Raw genomic sequence first — 25,545 nt, 5'->3', positions numbered from 1 at the left:
ATTTAATATGAAAAAGCCCATCAAAAAGGAAGAAAATTTACCCGTTGAAGGTCAGGATTTTGCTGATCCTAAAGAAGAGTTAAATGAAAAACCTTCATCACACGGTGAAGTGGGAAATCAGAAAGGCAGCGATTTTTCTGAACTGGAAGAAAGCCGAATGGAACATCCGCCAAAACACAGAGATGAAAATGGGTCTAGTAAAGATGATCTTGACAGTTCCACAGATATAAATCAAAGTAAAGGAGTGAAGTAAAAACTAGTCGATTATTCCGTTTCTAACCACAAAGTTGATTAATGATGCGGTATTTTTTTTGCCAGTTTTGTCTAGCAAATTTTGTCGGTTTCCCTCAATAGTACGTTTACTGGTAAACAGCTTATCCGCAATTTCACTATTGGTGTAACCTTCGGCAATTAATGTTAAGATTTCGAGTTCTCGTTTTGAAAGCTGGATGTTTGCCTTCAGGTTTTTTGAGTTTAACGTAAACCGCCCTTGTAGGTGATTAAGTAATTTCATCCCAATTGCAGTACAAAGGTGCCTGTAGCCAGCGGCTAATTGTTCTATGGCGAAAACTACTTCCGCAATGTTGACATTCTTTAATAAGTAGCCATGAGCGCCAGCGGTAAACGATGAAATAATAAATTCTTCCTGATCAGCAGTAGTGAGGATAAGGATTTTTATGTTTGGAAAGTTTAGTTTTAATAACTCCGTGAGCTCTATCCCGTCCATTTCTGGCATAGCGATATCGGTCAAAATAACATCTGGTGCTATTCCACTTTGTAAAAGTCTAAGTACTTCTAAGCCATTTGCAGCCTGGGCAACAATTTCTATGTTTTCCTGTTTTTCAAGTAACGAAATTACACCATTTCGTACAATTGCATGGTTGTCAGCGATTAATACTTTTATCGGGATTTTCAAATTTTCAATTATTAAACTATTGCATCAAAATCAAATATCGAAATAAATAAATTGTAGAAAATATGTGTTAATACTCAAAATAGGCGTATTAATACTCTTTTTGATTGCGCTTTTGAATGGGAGTTATTTCGAAGCGTAATTGATGAAACAACGGCTAAATAAAGTGGTGGGCGGAAATTTTTAAATGGTCAATCCATCATTTGCTAAACGCTGTTCTTCAATAATGATGCCGTGAAAAATCATGGCTTTATTATGCTTCCATTTCACATATTTAATGACTAAAAAAAATTAAAATCTTTAAACCTTCTTTCGATACAAACTGTTATTAAAAAAGGTATTTATTAAATTAAGAGCGATGAATAAGGAAGCCAATAAAAACGAAGAAAGTCAGCAAGGGAAAAAGAATGAACAGAATATTGAGTGGGATAATGGTGAAGTTACGTATGGACATAGCATCGCACATTCAGAATTCAGACGTAAAAATGCACCAAGCGAAGAACATATTGCCAAGGCAGAAGAAGGTAGTGATGATCACACTATTTCTGAACTAAAAAATGAAAATCTGAGCCATGGACAAGATATTGGAAATAGAAACAACGCTGAAGAAAAGGGCGTGGGTGGTAAAGATTTATAAATAGGGATTGCGTAAAGGAATCCCTATTTATCTGTAATGAATTTTCCGGTAGATGGAAAAATTTCAAAACTCAACAACAGTTGAAATACTATAAGAACTGGTTCAGTTCTGATACTTAGTTTAGCCAATGAAGGTAAAGTTTGCGCTGCGAATCTTGATCAGGCTGCAAAATTGATAACTTCTGAGCTAAATGCAAATGAATTTTTCAGATAGCTATTGATATATATCAAAATCACGTGTCTAAATAAACATTCTGCCCTGTCAGTAAAGTTGTGTGGTTTGTTGATAGTCTAATTTTACTTTTTCTTTATAATCTTTCATTTTATCAACAAGTCGTTTAGATGATCACCGAAATCATTTATTATAGATTTACCATCAAGCGATCTTTTCTTTGTGAGGTATTGTAAGCCATAAACTGTAATGGTTCCTACAATTGCATATTTTAATATACCCATAGTCTTATATTCTTTAAATCCCACTATTTAAAACGTCATCTTCATCTCTTTGCTTAATTGGCTGTTCAAAGTCTTTAGAGGAACTACCTGTGCCGCTTTCTGCACTTTCAACAGTATGATTTTTATCCTTGCTGTTGTAAGCATCGTCACTCAATGAGTCTTTACCTTGTGTACCCGTATTATCCAGGCCATCTTTCGCAACAATATTTTGCTCATTGAAGCCATGCGCATTCTTCTCAGCAACGGTCTCCTGTCCAAAACTGGTTACTACATTTCCATCATTGCCTTTCTCATATTCTTTTTGAATGTCCGATTTGCTATCATCATTTCCTTCTCCTACGTAACCTTCAGTATGTTCTTTCTTGTTATAAATGTTTGTTTTCATAATTAAGATTTTAATAAAAAACAGATCAGGTAAGAAATGGTTTGACCTCATTTTCTCGATTTATTAAAGATGATTTTTTCCTTTTGATTAACTTGCGCCAAATTTTTAATATTTCAATAAATGGAGTGGAAACATTTGCTTTCAAATAAACGATTCGGTCAGGAAAGCTGGACAGGCGATCGGGATAAGGCTCGTTCTGATTTTCAGAGAGATTACGACAGATTAATTTTTTCTTCGCCTTTCAGACGCCTTCAAAATAAAACACAAGTGTTTCCACTGCCTGGAAGCGTTTTCGTTCATAATCGTTTAACGCATAGTTTGGAAGTTGCAAGTGTTGCCCGTTCAATGGCCAACATTTTTTTAAATAATGTTGAGGATAAAAACCCTGATTTGATCAAAAGTGTTCCGCTAATCAGCGAGGTTGGTAATATTGTTGCGGCAGCCTCATTGGCACATGATTTGGGAAATCCAGCTTTCGGACATTCAGGAGAGGCGGCTATTTCAAGATATTTTACCGATGGTGATGGCCGGGTTTACAAGAGTGAAATGAATGACTCGCAGTGGCATGATTTGATAAATTTTGAAGGAAACGCCAACGCGATCAGGATTCTCACACATCCGCTAAAAGGTAAGGGAAATGATGCCTATGCACTCACTTATTCTACATTGGCTTCCATAGCCAAGTATCCGTGTGCTTCCATTGCCGGAAAACAAAAGGGACTTCTTCACCGTAAGAAATATGGATTTTTTCAATCAGAAGAGGAAACGTTTAAGAAAATTGCAAATGAACTTCATCTCGAGAGAGAAGAAAATGAATTCCTGATCTATAAACGCCATCCACTGGTATATCTGGTAGAGGCTGCTGATGATATCTGTTACAGCATCATTGATCTGGAAGATGCACATCGTTTAAAAATTCTTTCATACGAAGAAGTGAAAAATTATCTTTTACCTTTTGCCAATTCAACTACCATAGAAAAGCGGCTTCAGAACGACTATGAAGATGATGATGCAAAAATCGGCTTGTTAAGGGCGAAAGCGATTAACACCTTAACCAATATTTGTGCAGGTATTTTTTACCGCGAGCAAGAAAGTCTTTTAAATGGAAATTTAAACAGCAGTCTCACTGATTTAATTCCCGAGCCATATCTCACGGCCTGGAAAGCAATAGAAAAGGTTTCTATCGAACGCATTTACAATTTTTCATCGGTTATCCAAAAAGAAGTTGCCGGCTATAAAATCATGGCTGGATTACTCGAAGAATTTGTTCCTGCATTAATTAACAACAATACGCACTATTACAAAAAGCTGGTTAAGCTTATTCCAAAACAATACCATACTGATTTAACTGATATTTATTCCAGGACACAAAGTGTGTTAGATTTTGTTTCTGGTATGACTGATCTTTACGCAGTTGATTTGTATCGCAATATCAAAGGGATATCTTTTCCTTCAGAAACGTAGGGTTATTCAAATGTATTCGTAATCATACGGAAATACGATTTGTCAATACAGATCAATTGGGCTATTTGAGTTTAAATAGGTTATTGATGTAAAAAACTATATGTAAGCAGTTTTATAAATATCTGATTAACAAATTTTTACAGAAAAGTGAGTATTATAAAAAAGTCATTTGTGTAAATCGATTACCAAGGGATATACTAATTATTAGATTTGAGAGTTGAGGCATGCTTAACTTGCAAATGTCTTACTGATTAGATCATGTCCCTATTTATGAAAAAAACTTTACTTACTGCTCTGCTGGGCTTTTGCCTGGCATTTGCTGTAAGAGCACAAGCTCCACAGCAATTTAACTATCAAGGTGCAGCCCGGAATTCGAATGGTAGTCCGCTGGCTAATAAAAATATTTCTTTAAGAATAAGCATCCTTGATGCTTCTATTACTGGAACGACGCAATATTCAGAAGTGAGAAGCGTAACCACATCTGCTAATGGATTGTATGCGATAAGTATCGGCAGTACAGGAGCAAACTCAAGTACAGGATCCATCTCAGCTGTAACCTGGGGTTCAGGTTTAAAATTTGTTAAAGTTGAGATCGATCCCGACAATGGTTCGAACTTTAGTTTGGCCGGAACCGCACAATTGCTTAGTGTGCCTTATGCATTATATGCTGCAAATGGTCCAACAGGTCCTGCCGGGGCACAGGGCCCTGCCGGACCAGCGGGAGCAGCAGGGGTTCAAGGTATCCCAGGTGCTAACGGCGATAAAGGGGATAAGGGAGATACTGGGCCAGCCGGGCCATCTACCGGTGCAGCAGGTGGTGATTTAAGCGGAAATTATCCAAATCCTACCATTGCAAATTTTCAGGGCAAAACGCTATCGGCTTCCTCACCACAAAATAATCAGGTTTTGCTTTTTGATGGAACTGCCTGGAAACCTGTAGCATTGGATGTTAACCAGCTTGCTGGCGCAAAAGCAATTACTTCTACCGACTTAAGTATTAGCACCAATGGTTCAACCGCTGTTTTGAAGGATGTAGTTATTGATATTAACGCTGGTGCAGTAACCACAGTTAAGCTCGCAGACGGAGCCATCACCACGCCGAAAATTGCTGATGCAGCAATAACCTCGATAAAAATTGGAAACAAGGAAGTAAAAAATATCAACATTGCAGATGCAGCAGTAAACACCCTGCAACTAGCAGATGGTTCAGTTACTACTCCAAAATTGGCAGATGCAGCTGTAACTTCAGTTAAGATAGGGAATAAGCAGGTGAAAAATACAAACATTGATGATTTAGCTGTAAACACATTGCAACTGGCAGATGGGTCGGTGACTACGCCCAAATTAGCTGATGCATCAGTAACCATTGCTAAATTAACAACTGCCGGGGTGAGTGATGCAAATAAAGTTTACGCTACTAATGCGGTAACCGGCAAGCCGGAGTTGATCAGTTTTACAGCACTTACCAACGCGAATGCCTGGTCGTTAAAAGGTAATTCTGGTAATGTAGATCAAAGCAGCAACTTCCTGGGAAACACAGATGACATTGCCATTAATTTTTTGATAAACGGACAAAAATCTGGTCGTCTGGGAACATCTTCTGATACCAATATTTCATATGGATATAAAACTTTAACAACGAATATCACGGGGTTTTTTAATAGTGCTTTCGGTAAGGAAGCGCTGTCTGTCAATATTTCAGGTTACGAAAACAGTGCATTTGGGCATTTGGTGATGCAGCGAAGCTTCAGCGGTATTCATAATAGCGGCTTTGGTTCCCAGGCCTTATCGTCCAACACTGTGGGTTCAAACAACACGGCTATCGGTACACATGGCTTAATGGCGAACAGCACTGGTATCGCCAATACGGCAGTTGGAAGTTTAGCATTGGAAGCAAGCAATGGGAATAGCAATACAGCACTTGGTTTTTCTGCAGGCAATAAAAATAACGGAAGTGGGAATATTTTTCTCGGAAACAATGCTGGAAGTGCGCTAACCAATGTTAGCAACACGTTAGTAGTTGCCAACTCCAGTACAATTTATCCGCTGCTATCTGGAAGTTTATCCACTGACGGAGGTGCTTTAACCATTAATAATTCATCAGCAGGTACTTCTACCGCTTATGCGCCAAGTGGCTCTAGCACTTTGAATGTTAACGGTTCGGTTTCCGCAAGCATTCTTACCCATACATCGGCAACAGCACTCACTTTAGATGCTTCACATTATACTGTACGGATTAAAAATGTTGGCCTGACGCTTAACGTCAATTTACCTGCGGCAGCAAGTTGTAAGGGGAGAATTTATGTAATCGTTAAAGCGGTATCATCGGGAAACATCACCTTTAATAATGCCATTTTATTGAATGATGATACAACTACCACAACGATGACTGGCGCTAAAACCTACACCCTTCAGAGTGATGGTGTAACATGGATCTCTTTAAATTAAGCATATGAAAAATACCTTTTACCTGCTATTATTCTTGTGCCTGCTTTTTTTTGAGGAAGATGTTGTTGCACAAGATTTGCCATTTACCCTAAACACTGCGGGTGCTTATGGGAAAATCAATAACCAATTATATGACTTTAGTATTGGTGAAATGGTTTTGGTGCAAACCTTTCAGGCCAACAGCACTACACTAACCCAAGGGTTTTTACAGCCGTTGTTACTAATGCAGGCAATTGCCGATATCGCAGTTGTGAATAATATTCTTACGCCAAATGGCGATGGGAAAAACGATTTCTTCTTTATCAAAGGATTAGAAAAATATCCGGCTAACAAGCTAACTATTTTCGATCGGGGAGGACGAACCATCTTTTCAACTTTTAATTACCAGAATGATTGGGATGGCTACCTCAACGGCCGGCCGCTGATGGAAGATACTTATTATTATATTCTCGATTTAGGCGTGGATGGAACTATTAAAGGATTTATATCAATTCTATATAAAAAATAACAACATGAGAAAGATGAGATTTTGCTTATGTGGCTTGTTGTTATTTTCCTTTACAGCGGCCTTTAGTCAGTTAAACCCAATGGGGAGTATTTATTATCAAAACCAATTTTTAGCAAATCCTGCAATGGCTGGTGTAGATGACGGCGTAACATTAAACGGAGCTTTCAAAACCCAATGGGTTGGGGTAGATGGTGCACCCAAAATACAATATTTAACCGCAGATTATGGTCTGAAGAATAATAAAGTAGGCTTAGGCGCATTGCTTTACAGTGAAACTGCAGGTGCAATTAGCCGGTTTAGAGCAACGGTGAGTTACGCATATCACATTCCTTTAAATAACGCCACCAATTTTATTGATTTCGGCCTGTCAGCAGGTATCATGAATGAATACGTGAATATGGGAAAGGTAAAAGGTGATTTAACTGATGAGGTACTAAATAGTTTCAATGAACGGCAGCTTTATCTCGATGGTGATTTTGGCATTGCCTACAGGATGGACAAACTGACCTTACAAGCAACTTTGCCAAATTTAAAAAGGTTTTTCAAACGAGATATACTAAGGAACGTTGTCGATAGATCTATATATTTTATCGCAGCGGGGTATAAATTTACCACTGATAAAGTGGTAAACAGCATCGAGCCTAAATTAGTTTATCGAGGCGTTCAAAACTATGATGGCATTTTCGATGCTGGTGTAAATCTTCAATTTTTAGAAAATAAACTAATGTTAAATGGCGTTTACCATGGCACCAATAGTTTTACTGGTGGTTTCGGTGCCAATTATAGAAACCAATTTGCCCTTCTATTTCAATACACTACCAATACTGCTCAAATGAAAAATTTTAGCAACGGTGAATTTGAAATTGGGTTAAAGTACAGTTTCAAAAACCCATAATAATAAGAAAGCCATCTCTCATCGAAATGGCTTTCCTGTTATTTTATCTGCCTCGGGCATCATCCCACTTATTTCTTTCGTCTTGAAGTTCCCTGGCCAGTTTCATTTCTTTGTCTTTTGCCTTTACTTTGTGTGCCTGAAACTCATCAGCAACTTCCTGATAGAGCTGTGTTCGATAAGTAGCTTCCTTCCTGTATTTACCAGATTGAAAAATAACAATCGCCAATCCAGCCGCCAGCACAATAATAATTACCCAAACGATTGTATTATATGTTCCTTTATTAAAGGATATCCCTAAAAACTTAATTTCATTTACCGATGCTGTTGCATCAGCTAAAGAACTTTCTTTACCAGTAACTTCGCCCTTTAAGGTAGAGATATTTTGTGCTTGTGCTTTAATTTCTTGCCTGGCTTCCTGAAGCTGTTTGCGCTCTTTTCTCAACGTATCATTCACACTTTTCCACAAACCTGTCAGCCTCGATGGATTAATCAGCTTTGCACCGTATAGGCTTTTTGATTTTTTTAACATAAACTGATATTGTCCATTTAAAGATGGATCAGTATTTTTTGTGGTGTCTGGTAAAACCTGGCCAAACGCCACATTTAAAAATAGCATAGCGCCTAAAAACATTAGGGTGTGTTTAATTTTCTGCATAGTTTAAATATAGGTGTTAGAATGTAAAACTACATTTTTATCTATTTCTTATTCAATATATTTTAACTAATTATTGAATGCCAATAGATAAAAACATGTTTTATGAACTTGTTAAATAACAAAATTATCTAAGTTTTATTATGATTTAATTCATGATAGATTACATTTGTTTCATGCAAATAGGAATTATCGGTTTAGGCGATATGGGCAAATTATATGCACTATCGTTCATAAATGCAGGTTATAAAGTATGTGGGGCGGATATGCCATTACGTTTTTCAGATTTAAAAAATGAGCTGGAACCGAAAGGAATTGAGGTGTTGGTTGATGGGCATGAGGTTGCCCGGAAATCAGACTTCATACTCTACTGTGTTGAAGCCGAGAAAATTGATGAAGTGGTGGCCACATTTGCACGGTCAACAAAATTTGGTGCCATCGTATCCGGACAAACTTCTGTGAAGCATCCGGAAATTGCCGCCTTCGAGAAACACCTTCCAGCCGATACTCAAATTGTAACCTGCCACTCTTTACATGGGCCGGCTTTTAGTCCTGAAGGGCAAACATTGGTTGTTGTTCGCCACCGTGCTACAGATGAGGTATATGCCAAAGCACTGGAGATTTACAAGTCGTTAAAATCAAATATCATCGAGATGGATGATTACCGGGAGCACGACCGCATTGTAGCCGATACACAGGCTGTAACACACATGGGTTTTGAAAGCATGGGCTCGGCATGGAAAAATGCCGGTTTCTTCCCCTGGGATAATCCTGCCTATGCCGGCGGAATCGATAATGTAAAGATTTTAACAACCTTGAGGATTTTCAGTTATAAATCTCACATCTATGCGGGTTTAGCAATCTTAAACCCTTACGCACAAAAGCAGGTAAAATATTATGCTCAGGCAGAATCAGAACTTTATAAGTTGATGATTTGCGAAAGTGAGATAGAATTTAGGGAGAAAATTTATGCAGCCCGCGACTTTGTATTTCATGAAAGCAGGACGCTCTTGCTTTTGGATGATAATATTATGAAAGAGTTCAGCCTATCAGATGCTGAACATAAACAAAAACCAAATTCTCATTTAAGTTTATTGAGCATGGTTTATGCCTGGTATAAAATGGGCGTTAACCCTTACGATAATCTGATTTGCCAAACGCCACCTTTTAAATTAAGATTGGGCATTGCCGAGTATCTGTTTAAAAATGACGAGATGCTGGAGGAATCAATTCATACAGCGCTCTATGATAAATCGATCCGCGGCGATGATTTGGAATTTCATACTGCCGTTCATGAATGGGCTTCAATTATAGGATATGGAGATTTGAAAGGCTATAAAGAACATTTTGAAGCCGCTAAATCTTTCTTTGCTAACCGCTTAAATGATGGCAGGGATCTGAGTGCCGAGATGATCAGAAGATTGGGTAAGTAGCGTAGGATGGATGATGTGAAATGGATGAAGTTTACAAGAGTTTAAAATGGAAAGCCGATAAGTGATAGATTCGAAAGCACTCATAATCCTTATTGTAAGAAAAGTTTTATATTTTTTGGCTTATTGATGATAAATGAATTTCCGAAGAAAGTTTATCAACAGCGAATTGATTTTGTAAGCAGCATGTTGAAGGTTGTGATATAAATCCTACATGTTTTCAGTCAGGCGATTCCCTAAAATTCAATGATACCGTTGCCAGATCATTTTACATCATCCATATAATATATAGACTTTATTTTATTCGTCAAATCCTTCGTTTAGGCAAAATGTGTGCCTTATATTTGCCCGCATGTCGGTATTGCTTTTTACCATTATCGTTTTATTCGGTGCTTTTTTAGCAGGATTACTAGGTTCGCTAACTGGTTTAGGGGGTGGCGTAATTATTATTCCGCTATTAACGTTGGCACTCGGTGTCGATATTCATTATGCCATTGGCGCATCCATTGTTTCTGTAATTGCTACATCGTCTGGCTCAGCAGCAGCATATGTAAAAGAAGGCATCACCAACATTCGAATTGGTATGTTTCTGGAAATCGCTACAACGGTTGGTGCCATCTGTGGTGCAATTGTAGCGGTGTATCTCAATGCAAATTATATTGCGATCATCTTTGGTTGTATCCTGATCTTCTCTGCGATCATGACTTTGAAGAAAAAAGTTGACCATACCACTTTAGACGATACAGATAAATGGGCAAAATTTTTTAAATTAAACAGTAGCTATCCTGATAAAGGTGTGGATCATCGCTATGCGGTAAAAAATGTTCCGGGTGGCTTTGTGATGATGCTTTTTGCAGGAACACTTTCTGGTCTGTTAGGGATTGGAAGCGGGGCGCTGAAAGTTATCGCCATGGATAATATCATGCGTTTGCCGTTTAAGGTATCAACAACTACCAGTAATTTCATGATGGGGGTTACGGCGGCAGCAAGTGCGGTGGTCTATCTGCACCGCGGACAAATCGATCCGGGAATTGCCATGCCTGTTTGTATTGGCGTTTTAACGGGAGCCTCTGTTGGTGCAAAGGTTTTATTGCGCACCAAAACCGATAAGTTGAAAATTGTATTTGCTGTAGTGGTTACTTTTTTGGCTTTGCAAATGATTTATAAAGGAATAAGCGGATTGTAATGAGTACAGCAAAAAAACAAAATATTAATGATAAGGATATTCAGGTTGTTTTGGGTACTCTTTTACGTGCGGGTGTAATTATTTCAATGAGCATTGTTTTAATCGGCGGTGTTGTTTTTCTTATTCACAACAATGGCGTTATTACTGATTATAAAGTTTTCAAACCTGAGCTTTCCAAGTTCTCATCTATTGCGGCAATTTTTAAAGGGCTTTCTACCTTTCATGGCGATGCCATCGTTCAGTTCGGCATCCTGATGCTTATATTTACCCCAATTGCAAGGATTATATTTGCAATTTTTAGCTTTTTCCTGGAGCGGGATTACCTTTATGTATTGATTGGTTTTATCATCTTAGCGATCATAACCATCAGTTTAAATGGAGGATTGGCACATTAATCCGTTAATTAATCTTAAACTCCATCATATCAGCAATTTATTTGAAAAAATATTTTGCTAACTATTTGAAAATTAATAATTCTTATCTATCTTTGCCGTCCCTTTCGGGGGATTGTACAACCACCTTGAACGAAGCCCTACTGCTTCGATGGGTGTTAAAAAGAAAAGATAAAATGTCAGGAATTATTGGAAAAAAAGTAGGAATGACCAGTATCTTTGATGCCGAAGGAAGAAACATTCCTTGTACGGTAATCGAAGCTGGGCCTTGTGTAGTTACACAAGTAAAGACCGAAGAAGTAGATGGTTATTCATCAATCCAGTTGGGTTACGATGAGAAAAAAGAGAAAAACACAACTCAACCATTGAAAGGCCATTTCGCGAAAGCAAACACAACTCCGAAACGCAAACTTGTTGAATTCGATTCGTTTACTACTTCACTTAGTTTAGGTGATGTTGTAACCGTTGATGCATTCGCAGAAGGCGATTTTGTTGATGTTGTAGGTACCTCAAAAGGTAAAGGTTTTCAAGGTGTTGTAAAACGCCACGGATTTGCCGGTGTTGGTATGCAGACTCACGGTCAGCATAACCGTTTACGTGCCCCAGGTTCATTGGGAGCATCATCATTTCCTTCACGTGTATTCAAAGGAATGCGCATGGCAGGAAGAACAGGTGGAGACAGAGTAAAAATTCAAAACTTACAAGTTTTGAAAGTTTATGCTGAGCAAAACTTATTAGTAGTTAGTGGTTCCATTCCAGGAGCTAAAGGTTCTTACGTAATCTTAGACAAGTAATCAGATGGAAGTTAAAGTATTAAACATTTCAGGTAAAGAAACAGGTGCCAAGGTGCAACTTCCTGAATCGGTATTTGGTATCGAGCCTAACGACCACGCGATTTATTTAGATGTAAAACAGTATTTGGCTAACCAACGTCAAGGTACTCATAAATCTAAACAACGTAATGAGATTGCTGGTTCAACTCGTAAACTATACAAACAAAAAGGTACAGGTGGTGCCCGTGCTGGTAGCATTAAATCTCCGTTATTTAACGGTGGTGGTCGTGTTTTCGGTCCTCAGCCACGTGATTATAGCTTTAAATTGAACAAGAAATTAAAATCATTAGCACGTAAATCTGCTTTAGCTTATAAAGCAAAAGATAATAGCGTGGTAGTTTTAGAAGATTTCAACTTCGATACAGCTAAAACTAAAAACTATACAAGTTTATTGGCTGCGTTAAACGTAGGTACTCAAAAAACTTTATTGGTTTTACCTGCACAAAATAATAATATCTATTTATCAAGCAGAAACGTTCAGAAAACTAAAGTAATCTCGGCAGCAGATTTAAATACTTATGATGTATTAAACGCTGGTGTACTTGTGTTAACTGCAGATTCTGTTAAAACTTTGGAGGAGGCATTTGCCAAGTAATATGGAAATTTTAAAAAAACCAATATTAACCGAAAAAGCTTCAGCTTTAACTGAGAAATCTAACCGTTTCACATTCGCTGTTAGCCACAAGGCTAACAAAATCCAAATCAAAGCTGCTATTGAGAAATTGTACGGTGTAACCATCGTTGCAGTTAACACAATGGTTGTTGATGGAAAAGCGAAGTCTCGTTACACTAAAGCAGGTTTTGTTTCTGGCCGTAGCCCGAAATTCAAAAAAGCAATCGTAACGTTAAAAGACGGCGAAACAATAGATTATTACGCAACTCTTTAATTTAATAATTAATTATAACTATGGGCTTAAGAAAATTTAAACCAGTTACTCCAGGTACCCGCTTCAGAGTTGGTGCTAGTTTTACGGAGATTACAGCAACCAAGCCCGAAAAATCATTGGTTGTATCATCAAAAAAGTCTGGTGGACGTAACAACACAGGTAAAATGACTATGCGCTACATGGGTGGTGGTCATAAAAAATCATATCGTTTAATCGATTTCAAACGCGATAAATTCGATATTCCTGCAACAGTAGCTACTGTTGAATACGATCCAAACCGTACTGCCCGCATCGCATTATTACATTATGCAGATGGCGAGAAGCGTTATATCATTGCTCCGGAAGGTTTGCAAGTAGGTTCGGTAATATTATCGGGCGATACTGCAGCACCAGAAGTAGGTAACACTTTAAAATTATCGAACATTCCATTAGGTTCTATCATCCACAACGTGGAGATTCACCCTGGAAAAGGAGCACAATTGGCTCGTAGTGCAGGTGCTTACGCACAATTAGCTGCCCGCGATGGTAAATATGCTACTTTGAAAATGCCTTCAGGCGAAACCCGTTTAATCTTGACTACTTGTCTTGCTACTATCGGTGCAGTATCTAACTCAGATCACGCAAACGAAGTATTAGGTAAAGCTGGTCGTAAACGTTGGTTGGGCCGTCGTCCGAGAACTAGACCGGTAGCGATGAACCCAGTAGATCACCCAATGGGTGGTGGTGAAGGTAGATCATCAGGTGGTCACCCACGTTCAAGAAATGGCGTTTTAGCTAAAGGCTTTAAAACCAGAGAACTTAAAAAATATTCTAATCGTTACATCATAGAGAGAAGGAAGAAATAATGGCTCGTTCGATAAAAAAAGGACCTTATATTGACCATAACGTAGAGAAAAAAGTAAACTCTATGAATGATTCAGGCAAAAAGTCTGTAATCAAAACTTGGTCTCGCAGATCAATGATATCACCAGATTTCGTGAATCATACATTTGCTGTACACAACGGAAATAAATTTATCCCTGTGTACGTTACAGAAAACATGGTTGGTCACAAGTTGGGAGAATTTGCTCCAACCAGAACATTCAGAGGACACGCTGAAAAGAAAAAATAATTAGACAATGGAAGCAATAGCAAAATTAAACAATTGTCCAACCTCACCGCGTAAGATGCGTTTGGTTGTAGATCTTATCAGAGGTGAACGTGTAGAAAAAGCATTAAGTGTTTTAAAGTTTACCAATAAAGAAGCAGCAATAAGAGTTGAGAAATTATTATTATCTGCAATTAACAACTGGGAAGCTAAAAATGGCAAAACTTCTGATGGAAGCGAGTTATTTGTTAAAACAATTATGGTAGATGGTGGTCGTCAACTTAAACGTTTACGTCCGGCACCTCAAGGTCGTGGATATAGAATTCGCAAGCGTTCAAACCACGTTACACTGATTGTAGATAGTAAAAACACAGAAACAACTCAAAACTAATTTTAGGAAATGGGACAAAAAGCAAATCCAATAGGTAACAGGTTAGGTATCATCAAAGGATGGGATTCTAACTGGTTCGGTGGCAACAACTACTCCGATAAATTAGTTGAAGATGAGAAAATAAGAAAATACCTTTCTGCTCGTATTGCTAAAGGTGGTGTTGCTAAAGTTGTTATTGAGCGTACGTTAAAACGTATCACAGTAACGATCCACACAGCTCGCCCAGGTATTGTAATCGGTAAAGCAGGTGCTGAGGTTGATAAAATCAAAGAAGAGTTAAAGAAATTAACTAAAAAGGAAATTCAAATTAACATCTTCGAAATTAAACGCCCAGAACTTGATGCACAATTAGTTGCAGAAGGTGTTGCAAAACAATTAGAAGCAAGGATCTCATTCCGTAGAGCAATGAAATCTTCTATCGCATCAACCATGCGTATGGGTGCTGAAGGTATTAAAATCATGACTTCTGGTCGTTTAGGTGGTGCTGAGATGGCACGTACTGAGCAGTACAAAGAAGGAAGAGTGCCTTTGCATACATTCCGTGCTGATATTGATTATGCTTTAGCTGAAGCTTTAACCACTTATGGTAAAATCGGCGTTAAAGTATGGATCTGTAAAGGTGAGGTTTATGGAAAACGTGATTTGTCTCCAAACATTGGTTCAACAAACAACGGTCCAAAAGGCGCATCAGATAAACCAGCATTCGGTGGAAGAGATAACCGTGGCGGAAACGATAGACGTGGTGGTAACGACAGACGTGGTGGAAACCAAGGTGGTGGTCGTGGCCCAGGTCAAGGTGGCCCAGGTGCAAATAGAGGTGGTGGCGCAGGCGCTAACAGAGGTCCTCGTAAATAATTGATTTATTAACATCGTTTAACGATTAGAACAAAATAAAATGTTACAGCCAAAAAGAACGAAGTTCAGGAAGATGCAAAAAGGCAGAATGAAGGGTTTAGCTTCTCGTGGAGCTGAATTAGCATTCGGATCTTTCGGTATCAAATCTTTAGAAGCAACTTGGATTACAAGTCGCCAGATAGAGGCTGCCCGTATCGCCGTAACACGTTTCATGAAACGTGAAGGTCAAGTATGGATCAGAATTTTCCCGGACAAACCAGTAACTAAAAAACCTGCTGAGGTACGTATGGGTAAAGGTAAAGGTGCTCCTGAATATTGGGTAGCAGTTGTAAGACCTGGACGCGTAATTTTCGAAGCTGAAGGTGTGCCTTTAGAAGTAGCTAAAGAAGCATTGCGTTTAGCAGCTCAGAAATTACCAATCCAAACCAAGTTCGTAGTACGTAGAGATTACGTAGAAGCATAGTAAAGTGTTGAGGTGAATGTTGTAAATACTTGTTTATTATAACCGCTACACTCAACGTAAAAGAAAAAGAAAAATGAAAAATTCAGAAATCACAGGGCTTTCAAAAGAAGAATTAGTAGCTAAGATTGCGGAAGAAAAAGAGAACTTATCAAAATTAAAGTTCGCACACACTATTTCAGCTATCGAAAATCCTTCGCGTATTGCAAAAGTAAGGAAAGACATAGCCCGTTTAAACACTGCGTTGACTCAAGTAAAAAACACTGAGTCAGCTACTGAAACTAAATAATTTGAGAGTCGACATGGAAAGACAATTAAGAAAAACAAGAACGGGGTTAGTGGTAAGCAACAAGATGGATAAATCTGTTGTAGTGAGCGTGGAACGTAAAGTGAAACACCCGATTTATGGTAAGTTCGTTAAGAAAACTACCAAATTTATGGCTCACGACGAGAAAAACGAATGCGGTATCGGTGATACAGTATTAATCATGGAAACTCGTCCATTGAGTAAGAACAAGAACTGGAGATTGGTACAAATTTTAGAAAGAGCTAAATAAGATGGTACAACAGGAATCGAGATTAAACGTTGCTGATAACAGCGGCGCAAAAGAAGTATTGGTAATTCGCGTGCTAGGTGGAACCGGCAAACGTTATGCTTCAATTGGTGATAAGGTAGTTGTTACCGTAAAAAGCGCATTACCGTCAGGTAATATTAAAAAAGGTACAGTTTCTAAAGCAGTTGTTGTAAGAACTAAAAAAGAAATCCGTCGTAAAGATGGTTCTTATATCCGTTTTGACGATAATGCTGCTGTATTATTGAACGCACAGGATGAGCCAAGAGGTACACGTATCTTTGGCCCGGTTGCGAGAGAACTACGTGAAAAACAATTCATGAAAATTGTATCATTAGCACCGGAGGTATTATAAAATGGGAAACAAAGTAAATACACCATCAAAACTTAAAATCCGCACAGGAGATTTAGTTAAAGTAATTGCTGGCGATTCAAAAGGTCAACAAGGAAAAGTACTTTCAGTACAAATAGATAAAAACAGAGCCATTGTAGAAGGCGTTAACTTAGTGTCTAAACACACTAAACCAAATGCTGCAAATCCGAACGGTGGTATTATTAAAAAAGAAGCTGCTCTTCACATTTCTAACTTGATGTTGGTTGATCCAAGATCTGGTAAAACTACCCGCGTTGGTCGTAAACTAAACGCTGATGGTAAAATCGTTAGAGTTGCTAAAATTTCAGGGGAGGAAATTAAATAATGGCTACACCTAGATTAAAAAGCAAATACAAAGAAGAAGTTGTAAATGCGTTAAAAGAGAAATTTCAGTACAAAACTGTAATGCAGGTTCCAAAATTGGAAAAAATCTGTATCAATCAGGGTGTGGGTCGTTTTTCTGTTACTGATAAAAAGATTATGGATACGACAATCGTTGAATTGACTACTATTACTGGTCAGCAAGCGGTTCCGGCACAATCTAAAAAAGATATCTCTAACTTTAAATTGCGTAAAGGTATGCCGGTAGGTGTACGTGTAACATTACGTGACAACAATATGTATGAGTTCTTGGATCGTTTGATCTCTGTAGCTTTACCACGTATTCGCGATTTCAAAGGTATTAACGATAAAGGTTTTGATGGAAAAGGTAACTACACTTTAGGTGTTACTGAACAAATCATCTTCCCAGAGATTAATATAGATAAAATCAATAAAATTTTAGGGATGGATATAACTTTCGTAACTTCGGCAAAATCTGACGTTGAGGCGCTTGAGTTATTGAAACAATTCGGATTACCATTTAAAAATCAAAAAACAGCAGAATAATGGCAAAAGAAGGTGTAAAAGCACGCGAAGTTAAGCGCCAAAAATTGGTAGCTAGATACGCTGAAAAACGTGCAGCATTAAAAGCTGCAGGAGATTTCGAGGGTTTAGATAAATTACCTAAAAACTCCTCTCCGGTACGTTTACACAACCGTTGTAAATTAACTGGTCGTCCTCGTGGATATATGCGTACCTTTGGTATTTCAAGGGTAACGTTCCGCCAGATGGCATTAGACGGTAAAATACCAGGTGTTAAAAAAGCATCTTGGTAATATAGGTTAGAGCTGAAAGCTTAAAGTCTAAAGCGAATAAATCCGCTTTAGGCTTTAGTCTTTTTGCTTTTCGCTTAAAAAAGAATTTTAACCGATAGAAGGTCCCACAGCTGGGTAGCAGAAGGAAACCACTATCAAAAACAATAAATAATGAATACAGATCCAATAGCAGATTATTTAACAAGAGTAAGGAATGCCATTAAGGCCAACCACCGTGTTGTAGAAATTCCTGCATCAAACCTTAAAAAAGAAATTACTAAAGTTCTTTTCGACAAAGGTTACATCGCGAACTACAAGTTTGAAGATACTACAGTTCAAGGCACCATTAAAATTGCTTTGAAATACAATCCAATTACCAAAGTTCCTGCTATTCGTACATTAGTGCGAGTAAGTAAACCAGGTTTGAGAAACTACGCTGGTGTTGAAAATATGCCAAGAGTATTAAACGGTTTAGGTATCGCAATCTTATCTACTTCTAAAGGTGTAATGACTGATAAAGAAGCAGCCAAATTAAACATTGGTGGTGAGGTATTGTGTCACGTTTATTAATATTAGGAGAACAGCACAATGTCAAGAATAGGAAAAGCCCCAATTACAATCCCTGCAGGAGTTACAATCACGGTATCAAATGATAACGTTGTTACAGTAAAAGGCCCTAAAGGTGAATTAACACAAGCAGTAGATTCAGATATCACTGTAAGTCAAGAAGATGGAATTTTAACAGTTCAACGTCCATCAGAACAAAAGAAACACAAAGCATTACACGGTTTATATCGCTCATTGCTTAACAACATGGTTGTTGGTGTTACAGAAGGTTATAAATTAACTCAGGAATTAGTAGGTGTTGGTTACCGTGCGACAAACCAAGGTAATACACTAGATCTAGTTTTAGGTTATTCTCACCACTATGTATTCCAATTACCAGAAGAGATTAAAGTAACTACATCTTCAGAAAAAGGTCAAACGCCTAAAATCATTTTAGAAAGTATTGACAAACAATTGATCGGTCAGGTAGCAGCGAAAATCCGTTCGTTACGTGCACCAGAGCCATACAAAGGTAAAGGTATCAAGTTTGTAGGTGAAGTGTTAAGAAGAAAAGCAGGTAAATCAGCATCTAAAAAATAGTAATCATGGCAGGTAAAAAATTATCAAGAAGAGATCGTATTAAAAAAGGGATCAGAAAAAGACTTACCGGTTCGGAAGAGCGTCCAAGGTTATCTGTATATAGAAGCAATAAAGGGATTTATGCGCAGGTAATTAACGATGTAACCGGTACAACAATAGCTTCAGCATCATCATTATCGAAAGATTTTGCAGGTACTGGAAGTAAATCAGACCAATCAGTTGCAGTAGGTAAATTAGTTGCCGAAAAAGCAATTGCTGCAGGTGTTAAACAAGTTGTTTTCGATAGAAATGGCTATTTATACCACGGTCGTGTAAAATCGTTAGCAGAAGGTGCTCGCGAAGCTGGTTTAGTATTTTAATCTGAAGAAAAAGTAAGATGTCAACTATCAATATAAAAAGAGTTAAAACCACCGATATCGAATTAAAGGATCGTTTGGTTAGTATACAACGTGTTGCCAAAGTAACCAAAGGTGGTCGTACTTTCAGCTTCTCAGCAATTGTTGTTGTTGGAGATGAAAACGGTGTTGTTGGTTTCGGTTTAGGTAAAGCGAAAGAGGTAACTGAAGCAATCGCTAAAGGTGTGGATGATGCTAAAAAGAACTTGGTAAAAGTTCCAATTTTAAATGGTACTGTTCCTCACGAGCAAATCGGTAAATTCTCAGGTGGTTTTGTTTTAATCAAACCAGCTGCAGTAGGTACTGGAGTAATTGCAGGTGGTGCGATGCGTGCTGTATTAGAGAGTGCTGGCGTTCATAACGTACTGGCAAAATCTAAAGGATCATCAAACCCACACAACGTGGTAAAAGCAACTGTTGATGCATTAACAAAAATGCGTGATGCTTATACAGTAGCTCAAACTCGTGGTATCGATTTAAACAAAGTATTTAACGGATAATATCATGGCTAAGATCAAAATAACACAAGTAAAAAGCGTTATCGACAGAAGCGAGCGCCAAAAAAGAACCGTTCAAGCTTTAGGTTTATCTAAAATGAATCAAAGTGTTGAGGTAGAAGCTACACCGCAAATTATCGGTATGGTTCGCAAAGTGAATCACTTAGTAGCTATCGAAGCAATTTAATAAAAGTTTAAAGCTAGTAGAGGATACACCTTTGCTAGCTTTATATATGTTTAATCGTTGTACCTGTTTAGTGAAAGCGAAGGGCAACACAAATTCAAAAAAATGAATTTAAGTAATTTAAAACCTGCAGTAGGTTCTACAAAAAACAACAAAAGAATTGGTCGTGGTACAGGTTCTGGTCGTGGCGGTACTTCAACTCGTGGTCACAAAGGTGCGGGTTCTCGTTCAGGTCACTCAACCAAAATCGGTTTTGAAGGTGGTCAAATGCCTTTACAACGTCGTGTGCCTAAAGTTGGTTTCAAACCAATCAACCGTACAGAATATGTTGGCGTAAACTTAGATGTATTACAAACTTTAGCTGAGAAACACAGCTTAACAACTATCGATTTCGCTGCTTTACAAGCACATGGTTTAGCTTCAAAAAATGACTTAGTTAAAATCTTAGGTCGTGGTGAGGTTAAAGTAAAATTAGAAGTTACTGCACATGCATTCTCTGCAACTGCTCAAAAAGCTATCGAAGCTGCAGGCGGTTCAATTGTAAAATTGTAATTATTAAATGAAGAAGCTATTTACTACTTTAAGTAATATCTGGAAAATTCAAGAATTAAAAGAGCGTATATTGTTTACGCTCTTAATTCTTTTGGTATACCGTTTCGTATCTCACGTGGTTTTACCAGGTGTAGATCCAACTGCTTTAGGCACTAACGAAAAATCAGGACTTTTAGGCATACTAGATATGTTTGCCGGAGGTTCGTTCTCTCGTGTGTCTATTTTAGCATTAGGGGTAATGCCTTATATCTCTGCATCAATTGTGGTGCAACTATTAGGTATTGCTGTTCCTTCTTTCCAAAAAATGCAGAAAGAAGGCGAAAGTGGTAGAAAGAAAATGAACCAGATCACTCGTTATCTAACGGTAGCGATTACAATCGTTCAATCTGTAGGTTACGTTAAAACGCAAGTTCCGGCAGAAGCTATTTTATTACCAAATACTTTATTTTTAGTGTTATCTACGTTTGTATTAACAGCAGGTACATTATTCGTAATGTGGTTAGGTGAAAAAATTACTGATAAAGGTATTGGTAACGGTACATCACTAATCATTATGGTTGGTATTATTGCCCGTTTACCTATTGCAATTTCTCAAGAGTTTAGTGCACGTGTGGGTTCTGCCAGTGAAGGTGGAGGCCCGGTTGCTTTGGTTTTAGAGATTGTTGCACTTTTTGCTGTAGTAATGTTTACCATTTTAATTGTTCAAGGTGTACGTAAAGTACCTGTACAATACGCTAAGAAAATTGTTGGTAACCGTCAGTTTGGTGGTGTTCGTCAGTACATTCCTTTAAAGGTTAATGCCGCTGGTGTAATGCCTATCATCTTTGCTCAGGCCTTGATGTTTATTCCTGGTGCATTAACGCAATTTGTTCCTTCATTGCAAGGATCATGGTTAATTCAATTTAGCAATACAACTTCATTGGCTTATAGCTTAACGTTTGCGTTTTTAATTATTGCCTTTACTTTCTTCTACACTGCTATCACAGTAAATCCAACTCAAATGAGTGACGATATGAAGAAAAATGGTGGTTTTATTCCAGGTGTTAAACCAGGTTTTGCAACATCAACTTTTATTGATGATGTGATTTCAAAAATCACTTTTCCAGGTGCGGTATTTTTAGCGATCATTGCTATTTTACCTTCGATTGCTGTTAAGTTTGGTATTAAACAAGAGTTTGCTCATTTCTTTGGTGGTACATCATTATTGATCTTAGTAGGTGTTGTTTTGGATACTTTACAGCAGATTGAAAGTTATTTATTAATGCGTCATTATGATGGATTAATGAAGACGGGTAGAGTTACCGGCAGAACAGGAGTTCCTGCCGCGAGTAGCAATGCAGCGTTGTAAGATAAACTATTTGATTTTGAATGATAGAATGAGTGAAAGCTTGGTTAAGTGGTTTACTCATTCATAATTCACGCATTCAAAACGATAAATGAATGTCTAAAATTTATTACAAATCTCTTGAAGAGATTGAGCTAATAAGAGAAAGTTCCATGCTTGTTTCTAAAACTTTAGCTGAAGTAGCAAAAGTGATAAAAGCAGGCATGACTACTTTAGCCCTGGACAAGCTAGCTTATGAGTTTATTAATGACAATGGAGCGATTCCTGCATTTTTAAACTACAACGGTTTCCCAAATTCTTTATGCATTTCGCCTAATGAACAAGTTGTTCATGGTTTTCCAAGCGAGTACATTATACAAGAAGGTGATTTAATTTCAGTAGACTGCGGCGTAATTAAAAACAATTATTTTGGCGATTCAGCCTATACTTTTTCAATCGGAGAAGTTGATGATGAAAAGCAAAAGCTGGTTGAGGTTACTAAGCACTGCCTGGAGTTAGGCATTGAGAAAGCTGTAGTTGGGATGCGTACCGGAGATATTGGCTTTGCCATTCAACAATACGCAGAGGGAAATGGATTTGGTGTAGTAAGAGAATTAGTAGGACATGGTGTTGGCGTGAAACTTCACGAAAAACCAGAAGTTCCGAATTATGGAAAGCGTGGTGCAGGACCAAAACTTGAAGAAGGAATGGTGATTGCAATAGAACCCATGATTAATACCGGCGTTGCAGGTGTGAAGTTTCATAATGATGGATGGACGGTTACCAGTAAAGACAATAAGCCATCAGCTCATTTTGAACACACAGTAGCAATTAGAAAGGGAAAAGCAGATGTTCTATCTACGTTTTCGATGATAGAAAAAGTTTTACAACAAAAAAATAAATAATTAAAATTTTTTATTTAATTTTGCAACCCTGTTTAGAAGCAGCTAATTAAGTAACAATCAATAAAATATGGCTAAACAAGCCTCAATTGAACAAGACGGAGTAATAAGAGAAGCATTATCAAATGCGATGTTCCGAGTAGAACTTGAGAACGGACATGAGATTATTGCTCACATTTCAGGTAAGATGCGGATGCACTACATCAAAATTTTACCTGGTGACAAAGTAAAACTAGAGATGTCTCCTTATGATTTAACAAAGGGACGCATCACTTATAGATACAAATAAAATGAAAGTTAGATCATCAATTAAAAAACGTAGCGCTGATTGCAAGATTATTCGCCGTAAAGGTAAACTTTACGTTATCAACAAGAAAAATCCGAAATACAAGCAACGTCAAGGGTAATTAGAAAATATTGTAATGTACCGTACAACGGTGGCCCGCCGTTCGGAATTACGTAAAAAAAATAAATATGGCAAGGATTTCAGGTATTGATTTACCAAGAAACAAAAGAGGAGAGATTGGTTTAACTTATATCTATGGTATTGGTAGAACTACTGCACAACGTATTTTAACTACTGCAGGTATCGATCTTAACAAAAAAGTACAAGATTGGTCTGATGATGAATTATCAGCTATCCGTACAATGATTAACGATGAAATTAAAGTAGAAGGTGCTTTAAGATCAGAGGTTCAGTTAAACATCAAACGTTTAATGGATATTGGTTGTTACCGTGGTTTACGTCACAGAAAAGGTTTACCTTCTCGTGGTCAGCGTACTAAAAACAACTCACGTACTCGTAAGGGTAAGAGAAAAACAGTTGCTAACAAGAAAAAGGCTACTAAGTAATAGATAGATGTGAGATGTGAGATTTAAGATATGAGTACCATATCTTTAAAATCTGCTCGAAATCTGGAATATAAGAAAAAGTAGGATACTGAGTATCGGGGTAGAGAAAGTCTCATATCTCAAGTCTCATATCTAAAATCTAAAAGATAAAATGGCTAAGAGTAAAAAAGTAACAAAAAAACGTATCGTTGTAATTGAGCCTGTTGGTCAGGCACATATCAATGCTACTTTCAACAACATCATCGTTACGTTAACTAACAACAACGGACAGACTATTTCATGGTCTTCTGCTGGTAAAATGGGCTTTAAAGGTTCTAAAAAGAACACGCCGTATGCAGCTGGTCAAGCAGCTTCAGATTGCGGTAAAGTTGCATTTGATTTAGGTTTACGTAAAGTTGAAGTTTTTGTAAAAGGTCCGGGTTCAGGTCGTGAATCTGCAATCAGAACTTTGCAAGTAGCAGGTATTGAAGTAACATCTATTAAAGATATTACTCCACTTCCACACAACGGATGTCGTCCTCCTAAAAAGAGAAGAGTTTAATTAATTTTAAAGCTAAGAATCTTCAGTTACAGGCTGAATGATACTTTAAAAACAGAAAAAAAATGGCAAGATATACAGGCCCAAAATCAAAAATCGCCCGTAAATTCAGAGAACCAATCTTCGGTCCTGATAAGGTGTTAGACAGAAAAAATTATCCTCCTGGCCAACATGGCGTTTCAAAAAGAAGAGGAAAACAATCTGAGTATGCGATCCAGTTAATGGAGAAACAAAAAGTAAAATACACTTACGGTGTATTAGAAAAGCAGTTCAGTAACTTGTTTAAAAAAGCATCTTCACGTGCAGGTATCACAGGTGATAACTTACTTCAATTGTTAGAAGCACGTTTAGATAACACAGTTTACCGTTTAGGTATTGCAACGACCCGTTCTGGTGCACGCCAGTTAGTTAGCCATAAACACGTAACCGTGAATGGTGAAGTTGTAAATATCCCTTCATATCAGTTAAAAGCTGGTGATGTGGTTGCGGTTCGTGAAAAGTCAAAATCTTTAGAATCAATTAGTAACTCAGTTGCCGGCAGAACCATTAACAAGTTCGCATGGTTAGAGTGGAATGCTAGTGAATTAACTGGTAAATTCTTAACTTACCCACAACGTGATGAGATTCCTGAAAACATCAAGGAAAACTTAATCATCGAGTTATACTCAAAGTAATAAATAAGATAGTTAATTACCTCGAAAGGGTAATTAACTTTTTTCTTGTTACTATATATTCAATAACGAATTTAAAAAAATATAAATGGCAATTTTAGCATTTCAGAAACCTGACAAAGTGATCATGCAGAAATCAACAGATTTCGATGGCACATTTGAATTTCGTCCTTTAGAGCCCGGTTTCGGTGTAACAATTGGTAATGCCTTAAGAAGAATTTTACTTTCTTCGTTAGAAGGTTATGCTATTACTACTATTCGTTTTTCAGGCGTTTCGCATGAGTTTTCTACCATGAAAGGTGTTGTAGAAGATTTAACTGATATCATCTTAAACTTAAAACAAGTTCGTTTTAAGAAAACAGGTGATTCTGGTGATGCTGAAAAAGTTTTCATCATTGTTAATGGTCAAGATCAATTCAAGGCTGGTGATATCACTAAATTCTCTAACAACTTTACAGTATTAAACCCTGAGCATGTAATTTGCAATATGGATAAATCTGTGACTTTAGAAGTGGAATTAACCAT

General features: G+C 37.6%; 39 protein-coding genes and 1 pseudogene. 37 read left to right on the top strand and 3 right to left on the bottom strand.

Going from position 1 to position 25,545, the window contains the following annotated elements:
• Positions 1 to 7: 7 nt before the first annotated feature.
• A complete protein-coding gene (locus ON09_RS04785) occupies positions 8 to 253 on the top strand; it encodes a hypothetical protein (RefSeq protein ID WP_029204117.1) in 246 nt (81 codons plus the stop codon).
• A gap of 3 nt (positions 254 to 256) precedes the next feature.
• Here ON09_RS04785 and ON09_RS04780 read toward each other — a convergent pair whose 3' ends face one another.
• Complete coding sequence (locus ON09_RS04780; protein ID WP_010599921.1) at positions 257 to 916, bottom strand: response regulator transcription factor; 660 nt, start codon at positions 914 to 916, stop codon at positions 257 to 259.
• Positions 917 to 1,271: 355 nt separating this feature from the next.
• On the opposite strand from ON09_RS04780, the gene ON09_RS04775 reads away from it, so the two are divergent.
• Positions 1,272 to 1,550, top strand: a complete 279-nt coding sequence (locus tag ON09_RS04775) for a hypothetical protein (RefSeq protein WP_010599920.1) — start codon at positions 1,272 to 1,274, stop codon at positions 1,548 to 1,550.
• Between the two features lie 468 nt (positions 1,551 to 2,018).
• Here the strand turns inward: ON09_RS04775 and ON09_RS04770 are convergent, their stop codons facing one another.
• Positions 2,019 to 2,390, bottom strand: coding sequence for a hypothetical protein (locus tag ON09_RS04770; protein ID WP_157258844.1), 372 nt, complete (start codon positions 2,388 to 2,390; stop codon positions 2,019 to 2,021).
• Positions 2,391 to 2,510: 120 nt separating this feature from the next.
• Between ON09_RS04770 and dgt the strand changes: the two genes are divergently transcribed.
• The 4 genes from dgt (at position 2,511) to ON09_RS04745 (ending at position 7,705) form a co-directional block, all read left to right on the top strand.
• On the top strand, positions 2,511 to 3,854 hold the full coding sequence (gene dgt / locus ON09_RS04765; protein ID WP_010599918.1) for a dGTP triphosphohydrolase: 1,344 nt from the start codon (positions 2,511 to 2,513) through the stop codon (positions 3,852 to 3,854).
• Positions 3,855 to 4,124: 270 nt separating this feature from the next.
• Positions 4,125 to 6,302, top strand: coding sequence for a beta strand repeat-containing protein (locus ON09_RS24100; RefSeq protein WP_010599917.1), 2,178 nt, complete (start codon positions 4,125 to 4,127; stop codon positions 6,300 to 6,302).
• 4 nt (positions 6,303 to 6,306) lie between these two features.
• Complete coding sequence (locus tag ON09_RS04750; RefSeq protein ID WP_010599916.1) at positions 6,307 to 6,810, top strand: gliding motility-associated C-terminal domain-containing protein; 504 nt, start codon at positions 6,307 to 6,309, stop codon at positions 6,808 to 6,810.
• Positions 6,811 to 6,814: 4 nt separating this feature from the next.
• Positions 6,815 to 7,705: a PorP/SprF family type IX secretion system membrane protein gene (locus ON09_RS04745; RefSeq protein ID WP_157258843.1), complete on the top strand. Its 891-nt coding sequence runs from the start codon at positions 6,815 to 6,817 to the stop codon at positions 7,703 to 7,705.
• A 43-nt stretch (positions 7,706 to 7,748) separates the two neighbouring features.
• On the opposite strand, the gene ON09_RS04740 is transcribed toward ON09_RS04745, so the two are convergent.
• On the bottom strand, positions 7,749 to 8,360 hold the full coding sequence (locus tag ON09_RS04740) for a hypothetical protein (RefSeq protein WP_010599914.1): 612 nt from the start codon (positions 8,358 to 8,360) through the stop codon (positions 7,749 to 7,751).
• Between the two features lie 173 nt (positions 8,361 to 8,533).
• Here ON09_RS04740 and ON09_RS04735 point away from each other — a divergent pair, with 173 nt between their 5' ends.
• The 31 genes and pseudogenes from ON09_RS04735 to ON09_RS04590 form a co-directional block, all read left to right on the top strand.
• Positions 8,534 to 9,790 carry a prephenate dehydrogenase gene (locus tag ON09_RS04735; RefSeq protein ID WP_010599913.1) on the top strand — a complete coding sequence of 419 codons (1,257 nt, stop codon included), beginning with the start codon at positions 8,534 to 8,536 and terminating at the stop codon, positions 9,788 to 9,790.
• A 349-nt stretch (positions 9,791 to 10,139) separates the two neighbouring features.
• Positions 10,140 to 10,973, top strand: a complete 834-nt coding sequence (locus ON09_RS04730; protein ID WP_010599912.1) for a sulfite exporter TauE/SafE family protein — start codon at positions 10,140 to 10,142, stop codon at positions 10,971 to 10,973.
• On the top strand, positions 10,973 to 11,368 hold the full coding sequence (locus ON09_RS04725) for a DUF1634 domain-containing protein (protein ID WP_010599911.1): 396 nt from the start codon (positions 10,973 to 10,975) through the stop codon (positions 11,366 to 11,368). Before ON09_RS04730 ends, ON09_RS04725 begins: the two co-directional genes overlap by 1 nt.
• A 173-nt stretch (positions 11,369 to 11,541) precedes the next feature.
• Complete coding sequence (rplC, locus tag ON09_RS04720; RefSeq protein ID WP_010599910.1) at positions 11,542 to 12,159, top strand: 50S ribosomal protein L3; 618 nt, start codon at positions 11,542 to 11,544, stop codon at positions 12,157 to 12,159.
• A gap of 4 nt (positions 12,160 to 12,163) precedes the next feature.
• Positions 12,164 to 12,793 (top strand): 50S ribosomal protein L4, encoded by a 630-nt coding sequence (gene rplD / locus ON09_RS04715; RefSeq protein ID WP_010599909.1) that lies wholly within the window; start codon positions 12,164 to 12,166, stop codon positions 12,791 to 12,793.
• Between the two features lies 1 nt (position 12,794).
• Positions 12,795 to 13,085, top strand: a complete 291-nt coding sequence (rplW, locus tag ON09_RS04710) for a 50S ribosomal protein L23 (protein ID WP_010599908.1) — start codon at positions 12,795 to 12,797, stop codon at positions 13,083 to 13,085.
• Between the two features lie 20 nt (positions 13,086 to 13,105).
• Entirely contained in the window at positions 13,106 to 13,930 is an 825-nt protein-coding gene (gene rplB / locus ON09_RS04705) for a 50S ribosomal protein L2 (protein WP_010599907.1), read from the top strand.
• Positions 13,930 to 14,196, top strand: coding sequence for a 30S ribosomal protein S19 (gene rpsS / locus ON09_RS04700; protein ID WP_010599906.1), 267 nt, complete (start codon positions 13,930 to 13,932; stop codon positions 14,194 to 14,196). The genes rplB and rpsS overlap by 1 nt, the downstream gene beginning before the upstream one ends.
• Positions 14,197 to 14,203: 7 nt before the next feature.
• Positions 14,204 to 14,563 carry a 50S ribosomal protein L22 gene (rplV, locus tag ON09_RS04695; RefSeq protein WP_010599905.1) on the top strand — a complete coding sequence of 120 codons (360 nt, stop codon included), beginning with the start codon at positions 14,204 to 14,206 and terminating at the stop codon, positions 14,561 to 14,563.
• Positions 14,564 to 14,572: 9 nt separating this feature from the next.
• On the top strand, positions 14,573 to 15,418 hold the full coding sequence (gene rpsC, locus ON09_RS04690) for a 30S ribosomal protein S3 (RefSeq protein WP_010599904.1): 846 nt from the start codon (positions 14,573 to 14,575) through the stop codon (positions 15,416 to 15,418).
• Between the two features lie 40 nt (positions 15,419 to 15,458).
• On the top strand, positions 15,459 to 15,881 hold the full coding sequence (gene rplP, locus ON09_RS04685) for a 50S ribosomal protein L16 (RefSeq protein ID WP_010599903.1): 423 nt from the start codon (positions 15,459 to 15,461) through the stop codon (positions 15,879 to 15,881).
• Between the two features lie 73 nt (positions 15,882 to 15,954).
• Complete coding sequence (rpmC, locus tag ON09_RS04680) at positions 15,955 to 16,167, top strand: 50S ribosomal protein L29 (protein ID WP_010599902.1); 213 nt, start codon at positions 15,955 to 15,957, stop codon at positions 16,165 to 16,167.
• Positions 16,168 to 16,180: 13 nt separating this feature from the next.
• Positions 16,181 to 16,435 carry a 30S ribosomal protein S17 gene (gene rpsQ / locus ON09_RS04675; protein WP_010599901.1) on the top strand — a complete coding sequence of 85 codons (255 nt, stop codon included), beginning with the start codon at positions 16,181 to 16,183 and terminating at the stop codon, positions 16,433 to 16,435.
• A 1-nt stretch (position 16,436) separates the two neighbouring features.
• Positions 16,437 to 16,805, top strand: coding sequence for a 50S ribosomal protein L14 (gene rplN / locus ON09_RS04670; protein WP_010599900.1), 369 nt, complete (start codon positions 16,437 to 16,439; stop codon positions 16,803 to 16,805).
• A gap of 1 nt (position 16,806) precedes the next feature.
• Entirely contained in the window at positions 16,807 to 17,148 is a 342-nt protein-coding gene (rplX, locus tag ON09_RS04665; protein WP_010599899.1) for a 50S ribosomal protein L24, read from the top strand.
• Entirely contained in the window at positions 17,145 to 17,711 is a 567-nt protein-coding gene (gene rplE / locus ON09_RS04660) for a 50S ribosomal protein L5 (protein WP_086003386.1), read from the top strand. Before rplX ends, rplE begins: the two co-directional genes overlap by 4 nt.
• Positions 17,711 to 17,980: a 30S ribosomal protein S14 gene (gene rpsN / locus ON09_RS04655; RefSeq protein WP_010599897.1), complete on the top strand. Its 270-nt coding sequence runs from the start codon at positions 17,711 to 17,713 to the stop codon at positions 17,978 to 17,980. The genes rplE and rpsN overlap by 1 nt, the downstream gene beginning before the upstream one ends.
• 150 nt (positions 17,981 to 18,130) lie before the next feature.
• Positions 18,131 to 18,529: a 30S ribosomal protein S8 gene (rpsH, locus tag ON09_RS04650; protein WP_010599896.1), complete on the top strand. Its 399-nt coding sequence runs from the start codon at positions 18,131 to 18,133 to the stop codon at positions 18,527 to 18,529.
• Between the two features lie 18 nt (positions 18,530 to 18,547).
• A complete protein-coding gene (gene rplF / locus ON09_RS04645) occupies positions 18,548 to 19,105 on the top strand; it encodes a 50S ribosomal protein L6 (RefSeq protein ID WP_010599895.1) in 558 nt (185 codons plus the stop codon).
• Between the two features lie 5 nt (positions 19,106 to 19,110).
• The gene (rplR, locus tag ON09_RS04640; protein WP_010599894.1) at positions 19,111 to 19,464 is read left to right on the top strand and encodes a 50S ribosomal protein L18; all 354 of its coding nucleotides are present in this window, start codon (positions 19,111 to 19,113) and stop codon (positions 19,462 to 19,464) included.
• A gap of 17 nt (positions 19,465 to 19,481) precedes the next feature.
• Positions 19,482 to 20,000, top strand: a complete 519-nt coding sequence (gene rpsE, locus ON09_RS04635) for a 30S ribosomal protein S5 (protein WP_010599893.1) — start codon at positions 19,482 to 19,484, stop codon at positions 19,998 to 20,000.
• Positions 20,001 to 20,004: 4 nt separating this feature from the next.
• On the top strand, positions 20,005 to 20,184 hold the full coding sequence (rpmD, locus tag ON09_RS04630) for a 50S ribosomal protein L30 (protein ID WP_010599892.1): 180 nt from the start codon (positions 20,005 to 20,007) through the stop codon (positions 20,182 to 20,184).
• 102 nt (positions 20,185 to 20,286) lie between these two features.
• Positions 20,287 to 20,733, top strand: coding sequence for a 50S ribosomal protein L15 (gene rplO / locus ON09_RS04625; RefSeq protein ID WP_010599891.1), 447 nt, complete (start codon positions 20,287 to 20,289; stop codon positions 20,731 to 20,733).
• 7 nt (positions 20,734 to 20,740) lie between these two features.
• Positions 20,741 to 22,081 carry a preprotein translocase subunit SecY gene (gene secY / locus ON09_RS04620; RefSeq protein WP_010599890.1) on the top strand — a complete coding sequence of 447 codons (1,341 nt, stop codon included), beginning with the start codon at positions 20,741 to 20,743 and terminating at the stop codon, positions 22,079 to 22,081.
• Between the two features lie 92 nt (positions 22,082 to 22,173).
• The gene (gene map / locus ON09_RS04615; RefSeq protein ID WP_010599889.1) at positions 22,174 to 22,962 is read left to right on the top strand and encodes a type I methionyl aminopeptidase; all 789 of its coding nucleotides are present in this window, start codon (positions 22,174 to 22,176) and stop codon (positions 22,960 to 22,962) included.
• Positions 22,963 to 23,029: 67 nt separating this feature from the next.
• Entirely contained in the window at positions 23,030 to 23,248 is a 219-nt protein-coding gene (gene infA / locus ON09_RS04610) for a translation initiation factor IF-1 (RefSeq protein ID WP_010599888.1), read from the top strand.
• A gap of 1 nt (position 23,249) precedes the next feature.
• On the top strand, positions 23,250 to 23,366 hold the full coding sequence (gene rpmJ / locus ON09_RS24750; RefSeq protein WP_010599887.1) for a 50S ribosomal protein L36: 117 nt from the start codon (positions 23,250 to 23,252) through the stop codon (positions 23,364 to 23,366).
• 67 nt (positions 23,367 to 23,433) lie between these two features.
• Complete coding sequence (gene rpsM, locus ON09_RS04605; RefSeq protein WP_010599886.1) at positions 23,434 to 23,811, top strand: 30S ribosomal protein S13; 378 nt, start codon at positions 23,434 to 23,436, stop codon at positions 23,809 to 23,811.
• Positions 23,812 to 23,962: 151 nt separating this feature from the next.
• On the top strand, positions 23,963 to 24,352 hold the full coding sequence (gene rpsK, locus ON09_RS04600) for a 30S ribosomal protein S11 (protein ID WP_010599885.1): 390 nt from the start codon (positions 23,963 to 23,965) through the stop codon (positions 24,350 to 24,352).
• A gap of 62 nt (positions 24,353 to 24,414) precedes the next feature.
• Complete coding sequence (gene rpsD / locus ON09_RS04595; protein ID WP_010599884.1) at positions 24,415 to 25,023, top strand: 30S ribosomal protein S4; 609 nt, start codon at positions 24,415 to 24,417, stop codon at positions 25,021 to 25,023.
• A gap of 85 nt (positions 25,024 to 25,108) precedes the next feature.
• Positions 25,109 to 25,545: pseudogene (locus tag ON09_RS04590) on the top strand (DNA-directed RNA polymerase subunit alpha); the annotation flags it as partial.

The organism is Pedobacter agri PB92, assembly GCF_000258495.1.
GTDB classification, from domain to species: domain Bacteria; phylum Bacteroidota; class Bacteroidia; order Sphingobacteriales; family Sphingobacteriaceae; genus Pedobacter; species Pedobacter agri.
This window is presented reverse-complemented; position numbering and strand designations above follow the sequence as displayed.

What these genes read in the sequence shown, in the direction of transcription:
- ON09_RS04785 (WP_029204117.1), top strand. Translation starts at nt 8, where the DNA reads ATGAAAAAGCCCATCAAAAAGGAAGAAAATTTACCCGTTGAAGGTCAG.
- ON09_RS04775 (WP_010599920.1), top strand. Translation starts at nt 1,272, where the DNA reads ATGAATAAGGAAGCCAATAAAAACGAAGAAAGTCAGCAAGGGAAAAAG.
- ON09_RS04770 (WP_157258844.1), bottom strand. Translation starts at nt 2,390, where the DNA reads ATGAAAACAAACATTTATAACAAGAAAGAACATACTGAAGGTTACGTA.
- dgt (WP_010599918.1), top strand. Translation starts at nt 2,511, where the DNA reads ATGGAGTGGAAACATTTGCTTTCAAATAAACGATTCGGTCAGGAAAGC.
- ON09_RS24100 (WP_010599917.1), top strand. Translation starts at nt 4,125, where the DNA reads ATGAAAAAAACTTTACTTACTGCTCTGCTGGGCTTTTGCCTGGCATTT.
- ON09_RS04750 (WP_010599916.1), top strand. Translation starts at nt 6,307, where the DNA reads ATGAAAAATACCTTTTACCTGCTATTATTCTTGTGCCTGCTTTTTTTT.
- ON09_RS04745 (WP_157258843.1), top strand. Translation starts at nt 6,815, where the DNA reads ATGAGAAAGATGAGATTTTGCTTATGTGGCTTGTTGTTATTTTCCTTT.
- ON09_RS04740 (WP_010599914.1), bottom strand. Translation starts at nt 8,360, where the DNA reads ATGCAGAAAATTAAACACACCCTAATGTTTTTAGGCGCTATGCTATTT.
- ON09_RS04735 (WP_010599913.1), top strand. Translation starts at nt 8,534, where the DNA reads ATGCAAATAGGAATTATCGGTTTAGGCGATATGGGCAAATTATATGCA.
- ON09_RS04730 (WP_010599912.1), top strand. Translation starts at nt 10,140, where the DNA reads ATGTCGGTATTGCTTTTTACCATTATCGTTTTATTCGGTGCTTTTTTA.
- ON09_RS04725 (WP_010599911.1), top strand. Translation starts at nt 10,973, where the DNA reads ATGAGTACAGCAAAAAAACAAAATATTAATGATAAGGATATTCAGGTT.
- rplC (WP_010599910.1), top strand. Translation starts at nt 11,542, where the DNA reads ATGTCAGGAATTATTGGAAAAAAAGTAGGAATGACCAGTATCTTTGAT.
- rplD (WP_010599909.1), top strand. Translation starts at nt 12,164, where the DNA reads ATGGAAGTTAAAGTATTAAACATTTCAGGTAAAGAAACAGGTGCCAAG.
- rplW (WP_010599908.1), top strand. Translation starts at nt 12,795, where the DNA reads ATGGAAATTTTAAAAAAACCAATATTAACCGAAAAAGCTTCAGCTTTA.
- rplB (WP_010599907.1), top strand. Translation starts at nt 13,106, where the DNA reads ATGGGCTTAAGAAAATTTAAACCAGTTACTCCAGGTACCCGCTTCAGA.
- rpsS (WP_010599906.1), top strand. Translation starts at nt 13,930, where the DNA reads ATGGCTCGTTCGATAAAAAAAGGACCTTATATTGACCATAACGTAGAG.
- rplV (WP_010599905.1), top strand. Translation starts at nt 14,204, where the DNA reads ATGGAAGCAATAGCAAAATTAAACAATTGTCCAACCTCACCGCGTAAG.
- rpsC (WP_010599904.1), top strand. Translation starts at nt 14,573, where the DNA reads ATGGGACAAAAAGCAAATCCAATAGGTAACAGGTTAGGTATCATCAAA.
- rplP (WP_010599903.1), top strand. Translation starts at nt 15,459, where the DNA reads ATGTTACAGCCAAAAAGAACGAAGTTCAGGAAGATGCAAAAAGGCAGA.
- rpmC (WP_010599902.1), top strand. Translation starts at nt 15,955, where the DNA reads ATGAAAAATTCAGAAATCACAGGGCTTTCAAAAGAAGAATTAGTAGCT.
- rpsQ (WP_010599901.1), top strand. Translation starts at nt 16,181, where the DNA reads ATGGAAAGACAATTAAGAAAAACAAGAACGGGGTTAGTGGTAAGCAAC.
- rplN (WP_010599900.1), top strand. Translation starts at nt 16,437, where the DNA reads ATGGTACAACAGGAATCGAGATTAAACGTTGCTGATAACAGCGGCGCA.
- rplX (WP_010599899.1), top strand. Translation starts at nt 16,807, where the DNA reads ATGGGAAACAAAGTAAATACACCATCAAAACTTAAAATCCGCACAGGA.
- rpsN (WP_010599897.1), top strand. Translation starts at nt 17,711, where the DNA reads ATGGCAAAAGAAGGTGTAAAAGCACGCGAAGTTAAGCGCCAAAAATTG.
- rpsH (WP_010599896.1), top strand. Translation starts at nt 18,131, where the DNA reads ATGAATACAGATCCAATAGCAGATTATTTAACAAGAGTAAGGAATGCC.
- rplF (WP_010599895.1), top strand. Translation starts at nt 18,548, where the DNA reads ATGTCAAGAATAGGAAAAGCCCCAATTACAATCCCTGCAGGAGTTACA.
- rplR (WP_010599894.1), top strand. Translation starts at nt 19,111, where the DNA reads ATGGCAGGTAAAAAATTATCAAGAAGAGATCGTATTAAAAAAGGGATC.
- rpsE (WP_010599893.1), top strand. Translation starts at nt 19,482, where the DNA reads ATGTCAACTATCAATATAAAAAGAGTTAAAACCACCGATATCGAATTA.
- rpmD (WP_010599892.1), top strand. Translation starts at nt 20,005, where the DNA reads ATGGCTAAGATCAAAATAACACAAGTAAAAAGCGTTATCGACAGAAGC.
- rplO (WP_010599891.1), top strand. Translation starts at nt 20,287, where the DNA reads ATGAATTTAAGTAATTTAAAACCTGCAGTAGGTTCTACAAAAAACAAC.
- secY (WP_010599890.1), top strand. Translation starts at nt 20,741, where the DNA reads ATGAAGAAGCTATTTACTACTTTAAGTAATATCTGGAAAATTCAAGAA.
- map (WP_010599889.1), top strand. Translation starts at nt 22,174, where the DNA reads ATGTCTAAAATTTATTACAAATCTCTTGAAGAGATTGAGCTAATAAGA.
- infA (WP_010599888.1), top strand. Translation starts at nt 23,030, where the DNA reads ATGGCTAAACAAGCCTCAATTGAACAAGACGGAGTAATAAGAGAAGCA.
- rpmJ (WP_010599887.1), top strand. Translation starts at nt 23,250, where the DNA reads ATGAAAGTTAGATCATCAATTAAAAAACGTAGCGCTGATTGCAAGATT.
- rpsM (WP_010599886.1), top strand. Translation starts at nt 23,434, where the DNA reads ATGGCAAGGATTTCAGGTATTGATTTACCAAGAAACAAAAGAGGAGAG.
- rpsK (WP_010599885.1), top strand. Translation starts at nt 23,963, where the DNA reads ATGGCTAAGAGTAAAAAAGTAACAAAAAAACGTATCGTTGTAATTGAG.
- rpsD (WP_010599884.1), top strand. Translation starts at nt 24,415, where the DNA reads ATGGCAAGATATACAGGCCCAAAATCAAAAATCGCCCGTAAATTCAGA.